12 protein-coding genes are annotated in these 16,499 nt (G+C 44.4%); 2 read left to right on the top strand and 10 right to left on the bottom strand.

From position 1 onward, the window contains the following. Positions 1 to 10: 10 nt before the first annotated feature. From LEP1GSC194_RS09845 to hisD, 7 genes are read right to left on the bottom strand one after another with little or no spacing between them, the layout of a single operon-like run. Entirely contained in the window at positions 11 to 1,426 is a 1,416-nt protein-coding gene (locus tag LEP1GSC194_RS09845; protein WP_020773454.1) for an undecaprenyl-phosphate glucose phosphotransferase, read from the bottom strand. A gap of 1 nt (position 1,427) precedes the next feature. Then, a complete protein-coding gene (locus tag LEP1GSC194_RS09840; RefSeq protein WP_020773472.1) occupies positions 1,428 to 4,409 on the bottom strand; it encodes an LPS-assembly protein LptD in 2,982 nt (993 codons plus the stop codon). 39 nt (positions 4,410 to 4,448) lie between these two features. Further along, complete coding sequence (locus tag LEP1GSC194_RS09835; protein WP_020773453.1) at positions 4,449 to 5,297, bottom strand: undecaprenyl-diphosphate phosphatase; 849 nt, start codon at positions 5,295 to 5,297, stop codon at positions 4,449 to 4,451. A gap of 6 nt (positions 5,298 to 5,303) precedes the next feature. After that, positions 5,304 to 6,026, bottom strand: a complete 723-nt coding sequence (locus LEP1GSC194_RS09830) for a lipoprotein LipL31 (RefSeq protein ID WP_020773455.1) — start codon at positions 6,024 to 6,026, stop codon at positions 5,304 to 5,306. Between the two features lie 48 nt (positions 6,027 to 6,074). Continuing rightward, positions 6,075 to 9,677, bottom strand: a complete 3,603-nt coding sequence (mfd, locus tag LEP1GSC194_RS09825; RefSeq protein WP_020773471.1) for a transcription-repair coupling factor — start codon at positions 9,675 to 9,677, stop codon at positions 6,075 to 6,077. Further along, positions 9,674 to 10,531 carry a pantoate--beta-alanine ligase gene (gene panC, locus LEP1GSC194_RS09820; protein WP_017809684.1) on the bottom strand — a complete coding sequence of 286 codons (858 nt, stop codon included), beginning with the start codon at positions 10,529 to 10,531 and terminating at the stop codon, positions 9,674 to 9,676. Before panC ends, mfd begins: the two co-directional genes overlap by 4 nt. Positions 10,532 to 10,546: 15 nt before the next feature. After that, positions 10,547 to 11,827: a histidinol dehydrogenase gene (gene hisD / locus LEP1GSC194_RS09815; protein ID WP_017809683.1), complete on the bottom strand. Its 1,281-nt coding sequence runs from the start codon at positions 11,825 to 11,827 to the stop codon at positions 10,547 to 10,549. Positions 11,828 to 11,924: 97 nt separating this feature from the next. On the opposite strand from hisD, the gene LEP1GSC194_RS09810 reads away from it, so the two are divergent. Further along, complete coding sequence (locus LEP1GSC194_RS09810; RefSeq protein WP_020773458.1) at positions 11,925 to 12,689, top strand: exodeoxyribonuclease III; 765 nt, start codon at positions 11,925 to 11,927, stop codon at positions 12,687 to 12,689. Positions 12,690 to 12,777: 88 nt separating this feature from the next. Here the strand turns inward: LEP1GSC194_RS09810 and LEP1GSC194_RS09805 are convergent, their stop codons facing one another. The 3 genes from LEP1GSC194_RS09805 to LEP1GSC194_RS09795 all read right to left on the bottom strand — a co-directional run bounded on the left by LEP1GSC194_RS09805 (position 12,778) and on the right by LEP1GSC194_RS09795 (position 15,551). Further along, positions 12,778 to 13,557: a DUF3658 domain-containing protein gene (locus LEP1GSC194_RS09805; RefSeq protein ID WP_036042172.1), complete on the bottom strand. Its 780-nt coding sequence runs from the start codon at positions 13,555 to 13,557 to the stop codon at positions 12,778 to 12,780. Between the two features lie 4 nt (positions 13,558 to 13,561). Then, a complete protein-coding gene (locus LEP1GSC194_RS09800; RefSeq protein ID WP_020773468.1) occupies positions 13,562 to 13,966 on the bottom strand; it encodes a hypothetical protein in 405 nt (134 codons plus the stop codon). 688 nt (positions 13,967 to 14,654) lie between these two features. Beyond that, positions 14,655 to 15,551, bottom strand: a complete 897-nt coding sequence (locus LEP1GSC194_RS09795; protein ID WP_020773462.1) for an alpha/beta fold hydrolase — start codon at positions 15,549 to 15,551, stop codon at positions 14,655 to 14,657. Between the two features lie 353 nt (positions 15,552 to 15,904). On the opposite strand from LEP1GSC194_RS09795, the gene LEP1GSC194_RS09790 reads away from it, so the two are divergent. After that, the coding region (locus LEP1GSC194_RS09790) for an IS110 family transposase (RefSeq protein ID WP_036040806.1) at positions 15,905 to 16,499 on the top strand (595 nt) is incomplete at its 3' end.

The raw sequence follows: 16,499 nt of genomic DNA, 5'->3' as shown, positions 1-16,499 counted from the left end.
CAAGACTGTTTTAGTATGCGTTTTTGTCCATGATTCCTTTAAAAGGAGTCAGTAGAATAATCTTGAGATCAAGCCAGAGCGACCAGTTCTCGATATAATAGATGTCCGCCGCGATCCTATCCTCGATCGACGTGTCTCCCCGAAGTCCTTTGACCTGGGCAAGTCCCGTGATTCCCGCTTTGACCGCGTGTCTTCTCATATAATGTCTATGATCGTTTTTAAATTTTTCCACAAAATGAGGGCGTTCCGGTCTCGGACCTACGACGGACATATCCCCGAAAAGAACGTTGAAAAACTGAGGGGTTTCATCCAAAGAAAGTTTTCGGAGAATTTTTCCCACACTCGTGACTCTCGGATCGTTTTGAACCGTCCATGTCGTTTCCGACTGATTTTTGGCCTGAACGACCATAGTCCTAAACTTGATCATCTTGAACTTCCGATTGTCCAGTCCCACTCTTTCCTGATAATAAAAAACGGGGCCGCGAGAAGTCAGTTTTACGAGCAAGGCCATCGCAAGATAAAACGGGGAAAAAAACAAAATGAAAATAAGGGAAAAAACAAGATCGAAAATCCTTTTGACGAATTTGTTATAACCCAATCGGATCGGAATGTTTCGGATCGAAATGACGGGAAGTCCTTCCATCTCCTCCACTCTTCCACGAGCCTTGATGAACTCCTGAAATCCGGGAACGATCTTGAGATCGATTCCTTCGTGATCGCAGGCGTCCAGAACCTCTTTCAAATAATCCCCTTCGGAAGGTTCGAGAGTGTAAACGACCAAGTCCGGTCTTTCTTCCTCCAAGATCCGAGAAATCTTTTCGATCTTGCCGATCACTTTCATGTCCTTACGAATCGGTTTTATCGTCTTTGTCTGAACGAATCCTAAGATCTTATAACCGTAAATTCCGTGTTTGATAACCGCGTCATTGAAACGTTTCGAAGTTTCGGAAACGCCTACGACCAATACGCTTCTTAGGTTGTAACCCTTTTTACGAAGTGTTCGCAACACGATCCTCGCGGTATAATGAAGAAAACTCGACGTCAGGGTGTTGATCGTTGCAAACGCAAGAATCACGTATCTCGAAAATCGTTCGCTTCCCAAATCTCCCCTAAAGAAAAATAAAACCGCGAGTACGAATACTAGATTGAGAAACACACCGCCTACGATCGTCAAGAATTCGTCGATAAACGAAAGTCCCCTTCTAGGATGATAGAGATCGATCGCAATGAACACGATGACTTGAAAGAACGCCAAAAGCAAAAACAAAAAGATATAACTTTCCACGTCCACGTAACGGCGATCCGTTCCGTTTTCGTCGATAATATAAAACCGGAATACGAACGCGAGCGCCCCGCTGAATAATGCATTCACAAAATCTAAACCTGTGAATATCAGTTTGAAGGTTTGGCTTCTTTCCTTTAACATATCAAGGGTTCTCCGAAGTAATTCCCGTGGCGTCTCCCGCTTGAAAAGGACGTTTTCTAAACCGAAACAAACGAACTCTTGTCAGCTCCGAAGAATCCTGCTGGCCCAGAGTAAAGTCCGTGATCGAGATCGAGAAGAATATCGATTGATCGTAAAAGGAAACGAGTCCGTCCGTTCTTCCTCCGGGAACCGCGCGTAGATCCATACTGTATCCGAGTCTGAAGTTTGCGGTATGAAGATTGTATTTGATCGTTCCCATAAAACGATTGATGTTTAACGCGGTGTTCTGTTTCGCCCCGTTCCCGTTGACTCCGGTTCCGTCGAGCAGATCCCTTTGAAGAGACGTTCTTTCCAAGTTGAGAGTCGAGACGGAAGTGGTGGGATCGTTTCCGGAATAGAACGTATCGTACGTATTTCCGACCTGATTTGTATATCTCCAGGGTTGGCTCACTCTGGAATCCAGCTCCGCTTCGATTCCCAAAAATCTCGTAAAATCGACGTTAGCTTTTACGAACACACGATAACCGTCCAAGATCGGACTGTTGTAGACGTGATACCAAGTTCCTCCCAATTCCAATTCCCGGATCAACCGAATCAAAGGCAGAGTAAAACCTCCCATCTTGTAAGAAGCGGTCAAACTGTTGTAAAGAGGTTTTGCTTTGGGAGTATGATGAACGTAATCGTTGCTTAAGAATAAACCGGAATAAAAACTTCTTTTCTTTTCGAGCAAGGAAACTCGCTTCGGACTGAATCCGTCCAAAAAGTCGAAGTATCCCGAAAATCTCGCAATCGTAAAATACCATCTTTCCGAATCTGTGGGTTGCGGCTTGTAATCCGAAGAAAAGGTTCTTAGGTCCCGTATGGTTCGGATCGACATTTCGAAATTCTCCAGAGCGTAACTTTCCAAAGAAACTTCGAGCTCGTGTTGTCTCGTTTTAGCGAGAACCGGATCTTGTAACTCCGGCTTATAAACTTCCATTTTTCGGTAAGTCGTATTAAAAAATAGAAGCGGAATTCCGAATCTCAAGTTGGAGGAAGTCCTCAAATATTCGTAGGATTCCCTCGCGAGAAACCGTTCCAGAGAAGTGAACGAGTTATCCGTAACCCCCGTGACGGCGCTATTGTTTCGGACCGTAGCGGATTGTTTTTTTGCCCCGAAAAAAGCGTTCGGAGTAAAGGTAAGATAACTTCCGAAATTCAAAGTGGTCCGTAGACCCGATTCGCCTTGGGTAAAATACTGAGTTCTAAAAACGTTTTCCTTGTAACTTCCCCATGGATCTTGAAAGGAACCTTCGAGTGTGGGAATTTTCAGATTCTCTCGGGTCGGAACTCCGTAGTATCTGAGAATTACGTTGTTCAGAAAAACGTCCCAATAAACCGAAGAGTTGAAATACGGAATCCTTCCGATTTCCGAAGAATTTCGGATCGTAGTCGTAGGTACCGTGTCCACGGTCGGAAAGTATCCGGACTTGTCCGCGGGATTGAGAATGTAATACAGAAGATTTCGTTTCATCCCTACGTTGATGGAAAGATCCCCTCTGTTTTCGGTGTAATCCAATTTCCATTCCAAAGTGTTTCGAACAAAACCCATACGAACGTTCCTAGCCGTATAAAGAGATTGTAAAGTGTTTGCGGGCTCGTAACGGTTTCCGTACTCGTATTCGAAAAGCCTATCGGTATAATTTTCGTACTGTAAGCTGATGTTTCGGGTAACGTCCTTTTCGGTGTTGTTCATCTTGGAGTTTACGAGAATCCTGCCCTTCCACCAAGGTTCGGTATCGGGCCCGATATTTCTAAGAGGAGCGTTCGGGTTTGCGGAAAAAAGGGCGCCGCGATCCACTTGATTGGTGACAGTAGTCGTACCGACTCCGAAATTGTGAAAACGATCCTCGTAGGCTGTGGTCGTCTGATAGTTTCTATGATTGGCGTAGCCGATATCGATCAGATAATTCAAAGCGGGACTTTGATTCCACATCTCCATGTGAAAAGCCTGTCCCGTCTTTTCGTAAAAATCCGCCCGAAACTTATAACCCATCGGAGCAAGGGGGAAGGAAGGAATCGCAGACCATTGATACGAACTCTGCAGAAACATTCCCTGCGTGTTGTTCTTACCCGCCTGGGCGATCCATCCGTTTCCTAAATTACTGTTGTATAAAAACGGAAGCCAAAGAACGGTCGTACCTCCGACCTGATAACGAACGTTAGTCGCCATTACCGTCTTATCTTCGTAGATATAAAGTCTGTTTACCTTAAAGGAATAATGCGGTTTTTCCGCGTTGCAGATCGTAAAATAACCCATCTCGAGCGCATAACGTTTGTCGTCTAGTTTTTTGAGTTTCTCTCCGATAAAGTGGGCCGGAGAGAAGGTTCCTTTCGTTTTATAGACGACCCCCTTTTCCAAACGAAAGTCGTAGATGAACTTATCCCCTTCTACGACGGCTCTACCGTCCTTATAAATAATCCCGCCTTCCGCGTAGATCTCCTGTCTTTCGCTGTCCACGGTGATCGTTTCCGCTTCGAGAGAACCCGAACGAAGTTTCAGACGAACCCTCCCGCGAAGAACCAATACGCCGGACTTATTCTTATCCACTTGAAGGAGCTCCCCTTCCGACGCGTTTTCAATCGAAATCGGAAGCGCCTTTTTCGTCTGGGGAAGTTGAGTCATCGGATCCACAGCGACCGGAACCGATTCTTCCAAAGCGGCGCGCAGACGTTTTCTTTTGATGAAAAGGGATCCGTCTCGGGTCAGTCCAAGGGAAAGTAAAAGATCGTCCACTTCCCGATCGGGAAGACTATCGATGGATTTTCCGAGGAGTCTGTTTTTGGCTCTGAGTATGGCGAGTTTTTTATCGTCCCCGGAAGAAGAAGGGCTTGGACCGCCGGTTCCGCCCGTAATAAAACGCAACATCTGTTCTTCCGTTTGCGCCAAGATAGGAATCCCAAACAAGAGGAAAGATAAAATCAGAATCAGACGGAGACGCATTCCGGTACCGGTGTCAGGTTATTCCCGTGAATTGGATTTTCATCTAATAAATTTAGTGAAAACGAGAACTCCGACCCCCAATAAAATTCTGTATACCCCGAAAGAGCCGAAGGAATGTTTTTGTAGATAACGTAAAAACCAACGAATCACAAGAGTACAAAGAAGAAACGAAACCGAAAATCCGAAGGCTAAAACAGGAATCGTATCCCCGTTCAAAATGGAACGATACTTAAGCAATTTATAAATTCCCGCAGCAAGAAGAACCGGAACCGCAAGGAAAAAGGAGAACTCCGCGCTGCTCTTCGTATCCTTTCCTAAAAAGCGGGCGGTAATGATCGTCGCGGCCGATCTGGAAACTCCGGGAATTAATGCGACACACTGAAAAATTCCTATAAGGATTGCGTCCTGAAAACCTACGGGTTTTCTTTCGGAACCGTTTTGTTTTTTATGAAAGAACCATTCGGCGATTAGGATGAGAACTCCTCCGAAAATCCAAGCGCTCGCGAGAATATCCAAAAGGTCCGACCTTGCTTTGATCGTATCCAAAAATTTCTTGGCAACAAAACCCGCGGCTAAAATCGGAAAGGCTCCGATCGCAATCTGAAGTAAAAAATAAAACCCCTGCGGATCGGAATTTTGTTTTGTGACGTACCGGAAGGAAGAAACGATCTGCGATCCGAATTTTTCCCGATACAAAAATAAAACGGAAAGAATGGCTCCGCTCTGAATGAAAATATCGAAAAGATCGTCGAATTCCATTCCGAAATTCTCTTCGCTAAAAGGAAAGAAGGAGCTGAATAAGAACAGGTGCCCCGTGGAAGACACCGGTAGAAATTCCGTGATCGCCTCAATGATACTTCTCAGAAAGGCGTTCAGATAAGGATTCAAAGGAGATTACTGCCCGGTCGTTTTCGGGGTTTCCGTTTTAGGAGCTGTAGTTGTTCCTGCGGGATCTTTTTTATCGGTTTCGCCGCCGATTTTTTTCTTCAAAAAAGCGTCCAGATCGAACTTATCGTTGTGTTTGATCGAAACTTGTTCTTTGATTCTTTCCAAAACCTTGGGAAGAATCTCCTGCGACTTGTCTTTTTTCAACTTCGCTCTCGCAAAAAGAATACAACGATCGATCGGAAGAGAACTGATTTGCGGCTCCTTGGAACGAAGTTTCTGACATTCTTCCATCGCTTCCTCTTCCGAAATCTTAATCTTACTTTCTACGAGGTGCATCACATAAAGCTGAGATACGATCTGCATTTCCTGAAACTTTAGGATTTTTTTGATGTCGTCGCGTTTTGTGAAACCTTCTTTTTCGGCCGCGATGGTCGTGATCATCATGTCTCTGTACTGATCGTAAAAATTTTTCTTTTGAAATTGATAGTTCAGAGCTCTCATCTGCTCCGGAACTTCGGCGATATCTTTAGAAATGAATTCGAGAAGATTTTCCTTTTCGATATTTTGAACGCGACTCATCGCGTCGATGGCTACGTTATAAGTATCTTCAAAAGTGTTTACGGTGATCTTGTTTCCGTCCAGAGTTTCGATCACTTCGGAGTTATCTCCGCAACTCGCAAAAAAAGCGGTGAAAAGAGCAATAAAAAAGAGAATACTGTTTTTTTTCATCGGACTTAGGGTTCCTGTTGCAAAGGATAGGATTCGGGGTTGTATCGTCTATACTTTTTTGGAAGGTAACATTGACGAAAGAAGAAAGATCAAAGTATCCAATTTTTCCTTCTCCGATTTTTTCCCGGTTTGAAAAATCAGCACATTCGGTTCTCTCGGATTCAGAGTCAGTCCGGTCTTAACAGAGATTAGTTGAATGATTTTTGTATGATCTCCTTTAAAATATAAACCGGATTTCATTTTAATTTCATCCTTCATTTCGGCTACGGATTCGAAACCGAGATTGGATGCAAGAGTTCGAATCTTTTCCAAAAGGATAAAGGTTCTTGTATCCTCCGGAGGTTCTCCGAAACGATCCACCATCTCTCCACAAACCTCGTCGATCTCTTCCAGGTCCCTTGCACCTTCGAACTTTTTGTAGAATTCAATCTTCTGTCTTGTATCCGCAATGTATGTTTCCGGAATGAAAAAGTTGGTGTTCAAGGTCACGGAAGTTCTCACTTCCACCGCGACTTCTTCTCCTTTAATTCTCGCGATCGCGTCTTCGAGCATTCGAACGTAAAGATCAAATCCGACTTCCATGATGTCTCCGGACTGTTCCTTTCCGAGCAGATTTCCCGCGCCTCGAATTTCAAGATCCCGCATCGCCACCTTAAAACCGGAACCCAACTCCTGATATTCGTAAATCGTATTCAGTCTTTTTTCGGCTTGTTCGGTAACGACTCGATCCTTCGGAAGGAGCATATACGCGAACGCTTTTCTATCGCTTCGACCCACCCTTCCCCGAATCTGATACAACTGAGAAAGGCCGAACAGATCCGCGCGTTTTACGAAAAGAGTGTTTACGTTCGGCATATCGATTCCGGATTCGATGATCGTGGTTGTGACCAAAATGTCGTATTTACGGTTGTAAAAATCCAAAAGGGTTTCTTCGATTTCGTCTTCCGTCATTTGTCCGTGTAAGATTCCGATGGAAACCTCGGGGACGATTTCACTCAGATACTTGGTTTCCTGTTCGATGGTTTCCACCCGGTTGTAGAGATAAAAAACCTGACCGTCCCTTTGAATTTCGTTTCGGATCGCGTCCGCGATCAGGTCCTCGTCCTCTTCGAGAACGTAGGTTTCGACCGACTGACGGTTCTTAGGCGGAGTGGCTATGATGGAAAGTTCCCGGATTCCGGTCAGGGCCATGTGGAGAGTCCTCGGAATCGGAGTCGCCGTCAGAGTCAAAACGTCCACGAGATTCTTAAACTTCTTGATCGTTTCCTTGTGATTGACTCCGAATCTTTGTTCCTCGTCGATGATGAGAAGTCCCAGATTTTTCGGTTTTATCTTCGAAGAAAGAATGGCGTGCGTCCCGATGACCATGTCCACCTTTCCCGCGGTAAAATCCGCCAAAATATCACGAACTTCAGCCGGGGTTTTAAACCGGGAAACGAGTTCCACACGAACGGGATAATTTTCAAAACGATTCTTAAATGTATTATAATGTTGTAATGCTAAAATCGTGGTCGGAGCGAGCATCATGATCTGACGCCCCGCCATAGCCACCTTAAACGCCGCACGAATAGCGACTTCGGTTTTTCCGTAACCCACGTCTCCGCAGACGAGACGATCCATCGGCCTCGGAGATTCCAGATCTTTTTTGACCGAATCGATCGCTTCGATCTGATCGGGAGTTTCCTCGTATTCGAATTCCGCTTCGAATTCTTCCTGATAGATCGTATCCGGAGGAAACGCGTATCCTTGTAGCTTGAGTCGGTTGGAATACATCTGAACCAAATCTTCCGCAAGAGCCTCGACGGCTTTTTGAACCCGATCCTTGGTCTTTTTCCAAGTACTCTTTCCTAGGCTGTCCAGACGAGGAGATTCGGTTCCTCCGATATATCTCTGAACCAGGGAAATCTGATCCAAGGGAACGAACAAAGAATCTCCGCCCGCATATTCCAATTTCAGAAAGTCCCTTTCCTTACCGCCCGCGCTTGTCCTTTCGATTTTTAGAAACTTACCTACCCCGTGGTGGATATGAACGACGTGGTCCCCTTCTTTTAAATCGATAAAACTCTGGAGGGCCTTGCTGTTTTGTTTTTTAAAACGGGTCTTACGTTTGTATTCCCTTCCGAAAATGTCGTTTTCGGAAAGAATTAGAATTTTCTGATTTTCTAATATAAATCCGTTTCTGAGTTCGGAAAGCACGAGAAAAGCGTCTTCTTTGTGTTTACCCAGATGAAAGGGCACAGGCTCCGTCGAGTCTTCGTTTAACAAAACGATTCCTTCCTTTTCAAAAAGGCCCTGTAGTCTTTTGGTCTGAGCCTCGAAGGAAGAGGTCAAAACGATCTTCCAACCCCCTTCCGTTCTTAACTCCGAAATTTTTTCGCGGACTTCTCGGATCTTCCCCCTAAACGCGGGAGCTTCCTTTAAAAAAGAAACGGGATCGTTTTCGTTTCGAGGCGGAAGCCCCACAAAGGAAAGACCGATCGACTCGAAAAGGACCCTATGCTCCTCTCCGAAGGACAAAAGTTTTTCGGGAGGGGCGCAGAGAATTTCCCGGGAACGTTTTTCAAAAAGAGAAACGTATTCCCTTTCGAGATGGAGCATTCTTTCCTTAACTTCGTTGGGGGACGGAAAAAGTAAAACCGGAGGTTCGGGAAAATAAGAAAGAATTCCGTGATTTTCCCGAACCAAAGGAACGAGTTCTTCGTAATAAATTCCGTACCCGATTTCCGGAATTTCGGGAAGATGTAAGGAAGAATCCGCAGACTTTAGAATATTCTGATATTCTTTTTTTTGTTCGTCCGAAAGGACGTACTCGTCCGCGGGAAGGATAACGGCCTTATTCAGATCGGCCATGGATCTCTGACTGTCGGAATCGAAGGTACGGATCGATTCGATCTCTTCCCCGAAAAGATCGATCCGCACGGGTTCCGAGGAATACGAAGAATAAATGTCCAGGATTCCTCCCTTGAGACTGAATTCTCCGAAGGTTTCGCAAACGTCGGCGCGTTTGTAACCTAGGTCGATCAATTGAATGAGCAGACTTTCCAGATCGATCTCTTTGCCTTTTTCCAAAGTGATCGCCCTTCCCTGCATCGTTTGAATCGGGGGAAGGGTTTTTAAAAAACCGGCAACGGACGTAAAGATAAGAGCCGGTTCTCCGCTTAAAATTTTTGCGATCGCCTTGATTCGTTCCCGTTTCATCTCCGCGGGATAACGTAAGTATTCGTAAGGAAGAACTTCCTGACCGGGAAGATAGACGAGATCGGAAACTGGAAGAAAACTCAAGGATTCCCTGTATAAAAATTCCGCGGCGGTGTTGTTTTCCGAAACGACCACGATCGTTTGATTCAATTTTTGAAATAAAGAAGAAGCTAATATGGAATGACTTCCTGCCACGACCGAATACACGTTACCCGTAACGGATAAGTTTACGGATAAATTCTCATCGGCTTTTGAGGAACCTAACTTCGCGGAAGGAACCTTCTCCCTCGTTTTTAAGGAACCGGGTTTTGCCAAAGAAGAATTTTTGTTATCGGCGGAGGTTTTGGATTCTTTTTTGGAAGTTCCCTTTGTTTTCGAACCGGAATTCTTTTTAGAGTCCGATTCGAACCGGAAGAACAATTCTTTTCCGATGATCTGTAAAAGATCCTTCATGCAGACGTCACCCTCAAGGTCAGGTTGTCGATCAAACGTACGGGGCCGATAAAAACGGCGACCGCAAGAAGGATGTTTCCTTCCGGAATTTCCAAAGGTTCCAGAGTATCCGCATTCAAAATTTCTAAATAATCCAAACGAATCTTGGAGGAAGAATCGAGGACGTCTTTCATAATATCCCGAACAAGAACCAGATCTTTGATTCCGGAAAGAATCTGACTTTCCCCGAGTCTGAGCGCCCTGGAAACCAAAAGAGACTCTTCCTTTTCGTCTTCGCTCAATCGCGCGTTACGCGAGCTGAGAGCGAGCCCTTTTTCAGAACGAATCGTTTCACAACCGACTACTTCCACCGGAAACGCAAGAGCTTTACAAAACTCCCGAATGAGAAGATATTGTTGATAATCTTTTTTACCGAAAAACGCAAGGTCCGGTTCCACGAAATGAAAGAGTCTCGAAATCACAAGAAGCACACCTTCAAAATGACCGGGCCTGGAAACCGCGCATAAGTTTTTCATTAAATTAGGAATCTTTAATACTATATCCGGAATACCTCCCGGATACATCGTTTCCTTATCGGGTAAAAAAACGAGATCCACGTTTTTAGATTCGCAGATTTTAAGATCCCCTTCCGTATTAACCGGATATTTCGCATAATCTTCCGGATCGTTGAACTGCGCCGGATTTACGAAAATGGAAACGACGATTTTATCCGCTCTGGATAGGCATTGATCGAACAAGGCCGCGTGACCTTCGTGGAGATAACCCATCGTAGGCACAAAACCAACTTTTTTACCCTCGGTCTTCCACTTACGGACCTGGGACGAGACTTCTTCCGGAGTTTTACATACAATCATAATATTCAAATTCGATTAAGTTCTAATTTTCACGGAGGTTCCGTGTTCTTCGTCCAGTCCTTCGAATTCGGAAAGGACTTTGACGTGAGGATAAAGATCCCGGAGAGATTCTTTCGAAACCTCCTGCCAAGTGACCCGTTTTAAAAACGTGGCAACACCCAAGGAGGAATAAATTCTCGCAGCCCCCGCCGTGGGCAGGATATGATTGGTTCCGCTGATATAATCCCCCATCGCAACGGGAGAATAATTTCCCAAAAATACGGAACCGGCGTGTTTGATCCTTTTGAGGTCTTCCTTATAATTTTTCGTCTGAATCTCCAAATGTTCCGGAGCGAACAGGTCGGAAAACGCAAAACATTCTTCTAAATTAGGAAAAACGAATATTCTTCCGTGGTCTTCGACGGACTTTCGTTTTATTTCGGCGCGTTTGGGCCTTTCCAAAAGCGCCTTCTCGACTTCAAAACGGACTTTTTCGGCAAAGGATAAAGAATCCGTGCAAAGGATCGCAACCGAATCCTCTCCGTGTTCGGCTTGGGATAAAAGATCCGCGGCGACCCAGATCGGATTTGCAAAGTCGTCCGCGATGATCAGGACCTCGCTCGGACCGGCCGGGCTGTCGATCCCAATCACACCTTCCCCGCTTAAAAAAACTTTGGCCGCGGTCACAAACTTATTTCCGGGACCGATCACAAATTCGGAAGAGGGAATACTTTCGGTTCCGTAAGAAACGGCGGCGATTCCCTGCGCTCCCCCTGCGAGAATGATTCTATCCGCGCCAGCGATCTTTGCCGCAGCCACAAGTCCGTCAGGTAAAACTCCTTGCTGAGGAGGAGTTACGATCTGAATATTTTTTACCCCGGCGAGTTTTGCGGGAATCACTCCCATGAGAATCGTGGAAGGGTACAAAGCCTTTCCACCGGGAGCGTAAACGGAAACGGATTCCACGGGAGTATGACGGATTCCGAGACGATTTCCGTGTATTAGAATTTCCTTATCTTCAGGAATTTGAATCTGATGAAAGGTTTTGATATTTTCCGCGGCCTTACCGAGGGCGATCTCCAGAGAAGAATCGATCTTCGGGTTCGACTGAGAAAGATCGACAACGAAGGAATCCGGGACGACTCCGTCGAATTTCCGTGTGTATTCCCGGAGAGCGACATCTCCCCGATGTTTTACGTCTTCGAGGATCGGTTTTACGAGAGCTAAAGTGGCGCTCAGATCCTCTCTGGCGCGTTTTAAAACCGGGTCCAAAACCGACCGACTTTTTAAATCGACTTGCAGAATTTGTATCGCCATCGAAAAACCAGAATTTCCGAAAGAACTGTTCCTGCATCTGAAATTTATTCAAAAAACAATTGCCCGGGAGAAGAATTCGTTCAATTTACGCCTTGTTATGAAACTCATTTCTCTCAACTGCAACGGGATCCGATCCTCTCTCGAAAAAGGACTTGGCGATTATATCCGGGAAACAAAACCGGACTTTATCTGTTTTCAAGAAACCAAAGCGATGCAGGATCAGGTTTCTCCTTCTCTCTGGGAAGAAGGCGGTTATACTCCCTTGTTTCACAGCGCCGAAAAAAAGGGATATAGCGGAGTCGCGATACTTTATAAAAAACCTCCTCAGAAAATCACGATCGGAATCGGAGATTCTTTTTTTGATAAGGAAGGACGAAGTATCTATTTGGAATATCCGAACTTTGCACTCTGGAATTTATATTTTCCTTCCGGAACCACGGGCGACGTGCGCCAGGCCGCAAAGATGAAATTCCTGGACCTTTTTCAAAAGGAAGCCGCTAAAAGAAAAAAGAAACAACCCAATATCGTCGTATGTGGAGACGTAAATATCGCCCACACTCCGCAAGACATTCACGATCCGAAAGGAAACGCGAAGAACAGCGGATTCCTGCCCGAGGAAAGAGAATGGTTGAGCGGATTTTTAGGCCAGGGTTGGGTGGATACGTTTCGTTATCTTTATCCGGAAAAACAGGAGTATTCCTGGTGGACCTTTCGCGCCGGAGCCCGCGCCAAAAACAAGGGATGGAGAATCGACTATTTTTTTGTTACGGAAGAATTGAAGAAAAACGTAAAGAGCCAATCCATTTACAGGGACAAACCTCTTTCGGATCACGCACCTCTCGAATTTGAAATCAAACTCTGAAGATTAAAATCTAAGTCGATCCTTGATTCGATTCAACGTTGGCTTGGCAATTTGAATTCCTCAACCCTTCGGAGAGTTTTACAATCGACTAACGGCTATTTTGCGAATTTGGGTCAGCTATCTTTCGTCGGATATTATAACCTTGCATGGAACTTAGATCTCCTTCCGCTTCCAAACGACCGCTTTGAATCAAAGTACGAATCCGCCATTCAAAGAACTCATCGCTCAAATCGAGACTGTACTGATGATACAAACAGTTTCCCACGATTCGCACGGCTCTTTTCCAGTTTTCAGAAACGAAGGAAAGAACGTAGTTATCATAAAAATCGACCGGAAGATAACCTATCTTGTCGCCTTCATATCTGCGAATCTCATCGGATCTATCTTGAATCCGATCGAATTCTTTGGCATACTCGTCCTTCTTTGCAATGGAAAGCAAAACTCGATTTTCAAATCGTTGCACGAATCCTTGATCCTCCAACGTAGCTCCGGTCGGATCTTGTTCGGAAGAAATATTTACAATTGCAACGGGGAGATGAATTTCTTGCAAATATCGGCACGCCATTCGTAAGAAGATCCGGTCGTGGTTCATATCGGTGTACCAAAGAACAATCGTTTGAATTCGCAAGGCATCGATTTTCTTCCTGACCTTTCTCCAATCTTTGTCGGGAGAGTCCCAGACTTCCTCGTAACAGTAGATCTGTTTAAAATAAAGACTTCGTTTTCGCCAATCGAAGAGAGGACCGTGAACCAATTCGGTGTCACCGATAGAAACTACGAAACCTGGTATTCCGTATTCCGTAAAGATGCGTTTGAGATTCCCGCCCCGATGATCCCCTAGGACAATGTGGAGATAGGACCCATTCAAGCACTCAAACCGCTTTTTTGGGAGGAAACTCGGGAATTTTCCAGTCCTTAAGATCGACTGGAAACTTAGGAAGAAATTTCTTAATCAATCCGATCGCGTCGGATTCAAACAGAAGCACGTTATCCGTCATTCGCTCCTGGGACTTGGAGCGAACGATTTTATTTTCGGTGATCGTCCCGTGTAATAAAATCGGATCTTTCCAAAACGGAATTCGAACTTCCAAAGTCGCGGGCTCTCCGATAGAATCCGAGTTAAAACGTCCTAGATTGAGACTCATGGACGTGCCTTCCCAGCCTCCGATCTCAGCGGAATAATTTCCGGTCTTACTATGAACTTCCAAAGGAATACGAACCGATTTTACGGATTCCTTCACTGAATCTTTGAGATCTTCGATCATTTTTTCGAGCATTTATCCCCCCCTTTCTAAGGAGAAAAGAACATTATTTTGTCCCATTGTATTTTCCCATGAATTGTTGTGCGGTGCAACAATAAAACAACATCGGTTGTATGTATTTAGCAATTCTGCTTTTCTAAGTAAAACAGACGAATTCTTCGTTTTTTTCATCTTTTCTACGATTTCTGAATTTTTCGTATTTTAGACTTAAAATTCACGGAAGGACCAACCCATTTGATCCTTCTATTAATTTCATCGTTCCATTTTCGGCAAAAGAGAATCTGCTTTTAAGAGCGATTTAAAAATTAGCAAAAGTATTTTCAGCGAACGGTTAAACTCCGCTCCGTTATGGATAAAATCGGAGAAATTTTAACCCTGACATCTAATTGTGGGAACTCTTACGTTTTTGTGAAACTAAAGTAGAACGCTTCCTACCATAACGTTACCCACAAATACTTGGATCGCAAGATAAATTTGTCGGAATTACGACAAATCCTTCGTGAAACTTATGCAACTCTCTCTAACTGCCGTTCTCAAAAATTGCGTCTGAACCGAAATTGTTAGTTTTTTTGAAGAAGGCTCCACATTTTAACGATTGAAACAAACTCTTCAGAATATTATTTTTATGCGTCCGAGTAGTAAAAGTTTTATCGCACTTTCAAAAGCGAAATCCCGCATTTCAAAACGACTTTTTCAGTATATTCTAAACTCCTAATTTTAAAAAAGTGAATATTTCCTTAGCCACCTGAGCAGGCGCCTCTAAGGGCAAAAAATGTCCTACCTTTCCGATTACCTTAAAAGAAACTCTGGAATAAAATTCGGATTCGAGTCCTTTGTATACGGAAGTAGAAATACATTCGTCCTTTTCTCCGGCCAGTACGAGTGTCGGAACGGAAATTTTATGAAAAACCAGTTCCCTGCTCGAATTCCAAAGAGCCCAATTTCCCGGAGTCAACAAACCTCTGTAATAACCGAGCGCCGTCGTAAGATGTTCGTGAACTTTTAGATTTTCCGAAACTTCCCGAAATCGATCTTCCGGAATTTTCCAACCGGGACTCCAATCCTCCCAAAGCCTCCGTAAAAGTTCGTTTTCCAACAATGCGGATTCGGGAATTCCGGCCCGAAGTTGAAAGAATAAGATATACCAGCTTCGAACGATCTGAGACGGATACACCAATAAATTCTTTAAATACGTAGGAATCGGAGGAGCCGAAAGAGCGACTAACGTGTCAATCGTTCCCGGTGAAAGATTTGCGAACGCATAAGAAGCGATTGCTCCCCAATCGTGACCTACGATCACTGTAGTTTTCGGATCGTGTTTGGATTTTAGGGATTCTACGATGAACTTCAGATCCCCTGCGAGCTCCGCAATGCTGACCGTGGTGGAAAAAGGAATATCGGAACCCGGTGAATATCCTCTCATGTAAGGAGCCACGCATGTAAAATCCCTTTCGGAAAAAATTTGCATCAGTTCCTTCATGGAGCCCGCGTCGTCCGGAAATCCGTGAAAGAAAAAGATCAGATTCTTTCCCTGACCCAAACTCAGGTATTTGTATTCTCTTTCTCCGTTTTTTAAAGTTGCGGTTTTGATTTCGGACATGAAAACTCCTGGCATAACAATGTCGTTTTGTGAACACAACGTTAGCGAGGAACTACATTTGTTTTTAAAAATCAAATGTCAAAGAAAATTATATCGAGCGATCCATAGATTAGTATGATTCTTGGACGTAAGACAGCTCGAAGTGTGATATTCTTGATTCGACGGAGTCAAGAAGGCCGATGGCAGATTGATCGCTCTCTTGGGGCTTAGACCCCGGTCCATAGATGAATCTAAATCGGCCACCGCAAACCAAAGTGTGGCGGCTTAACAAAGTCGACCGCGAATAGGAGTGCTGGTGATATCACCCGGCTTTGTTAAGACCTTCCGCCCTCTGTCATTTTAGGAGAAAAGAAATGAACAGTCAAGAAATCAAGTATGTAGGAATTGATTGCGGAAAGAAAAGTTTAGAGGTTGTTCGAATTAATTCGGAGAACTCGCTCGAACGTCGGCAATTCAGTACAACGGAAAGCGGTATTAGCAGTTTATTAAAATGGCTGACTTTAAATGATATTGTAGGTCTGGAAGCGGGCTCTCAATCTTTTAGAATTGCAAAATCAATTTTAAACAAAGGGATTCAAGTAATTGTCTTGAATCCCGGAGACTTAGCAACGATCTATCAATCTTTGAAAAAGACTGATAAAGAAGACAGTTTAAAAATAGCCAGGCTCATTCAACGTTATCCAATAGAAGAATTACCGGTTGTTCCGATTCCCACGGATGAAGAGGAAGATAATCGGCGATTGTGTACAGAGCATGAGAACTGGACAAGGCAACTGACGCAAGGTAAGAATCGACTTCACAGTTTATTCACTCAAGCCGGTTTGACTGAAATCACCAAAAAGCATTTACGAACAAAAGCATCCAGAGAAGTTTCTGTAGCTTTACTTCCTGATCGATACAAAAAGGAAGCGGAACGAATCTTAAAAGTTTTAGATTTAGTCGAACTAA

The sequence above is a fragment of the Leptospira alstonii serovar Sichuan str. 79601 genome, from assembly GCF_000347175.1.
GTDB lineage: Bacteria > Spirochaetota > Leptospiria > Leptospirales > Leptospiraceae > Leptospira > Leptospira alstonii.
This window is presented reverse-complemented; position numbering and strand designations above follow the sequence as displayed.

Bases quoted from the DNA above. Each gene is read 5' to 3' on its own strand.
- LEP1GSC194_RS09800 (WP_020773468.1), bottom strand. From the start codon at position 13,966: ATGCTCGAAAAAATGATCGAAGATCTCAAAGATTCAGTGAAGGAATCC.
- LEP1GSC194_RS09845 (WP_020773454.1), bottom strand. From the start codon at position 1,426: ATGTTAAAGGAAAGAAGCCAAACCTTCAAACTGATATTCACAGGTTTA.
- LEP1GSC194_RS09795 (WP_020773462.1), bottom strand. From the start codon at position 15,551: ATGTCCGAAATCAAAACCGCAACTTTAAAAAACGGAGAAAGAGAATAC.
- hisD (WP_017809683.1), bottom strand. From the start codon at position 11,827: ATGGCGATACAAATTCTGCAAGTCGATTTAAAAAGTCGGTCGGTTTTG.
- LEP1GSC194_RS09840 (WP_020773472.1), bottom strand. From the start codon at position 4,409: ATGCGTCTCCGTCTGATTCTGATTTTATCTTTCCTCTTGTTTGGGATT.
- LEP1GSC194_RS09810 (WP_020773458.1), top strand. From the start codon at position 11,925: ATGAAACTCATTTCTCTCAACTGCAACGGGATCCGATCCTCTCTCGAA.
- panC (WP_017809684.1), bottom strand. From the start codon at position 10,531: ATGATTGTATGTAAAACTCCGGAAGAAGTCTCGTCCCAGGTCCGTAAG.
- mfd (WP_020773471.1), bottom strand. From the start codon at position 9,677: ATGAAGGATCTTTTACAGATCATCGGAAAAGAATTGTTCTTCCGGTTC.
- LEP1GSC194_RS09830 (WP_020773455.1), bottom strand. From the start codon at position 6,026: ATGAAAAAAAACAGTATTCTCTTTTTTATTGCTCTTTTCACCGCTTTT.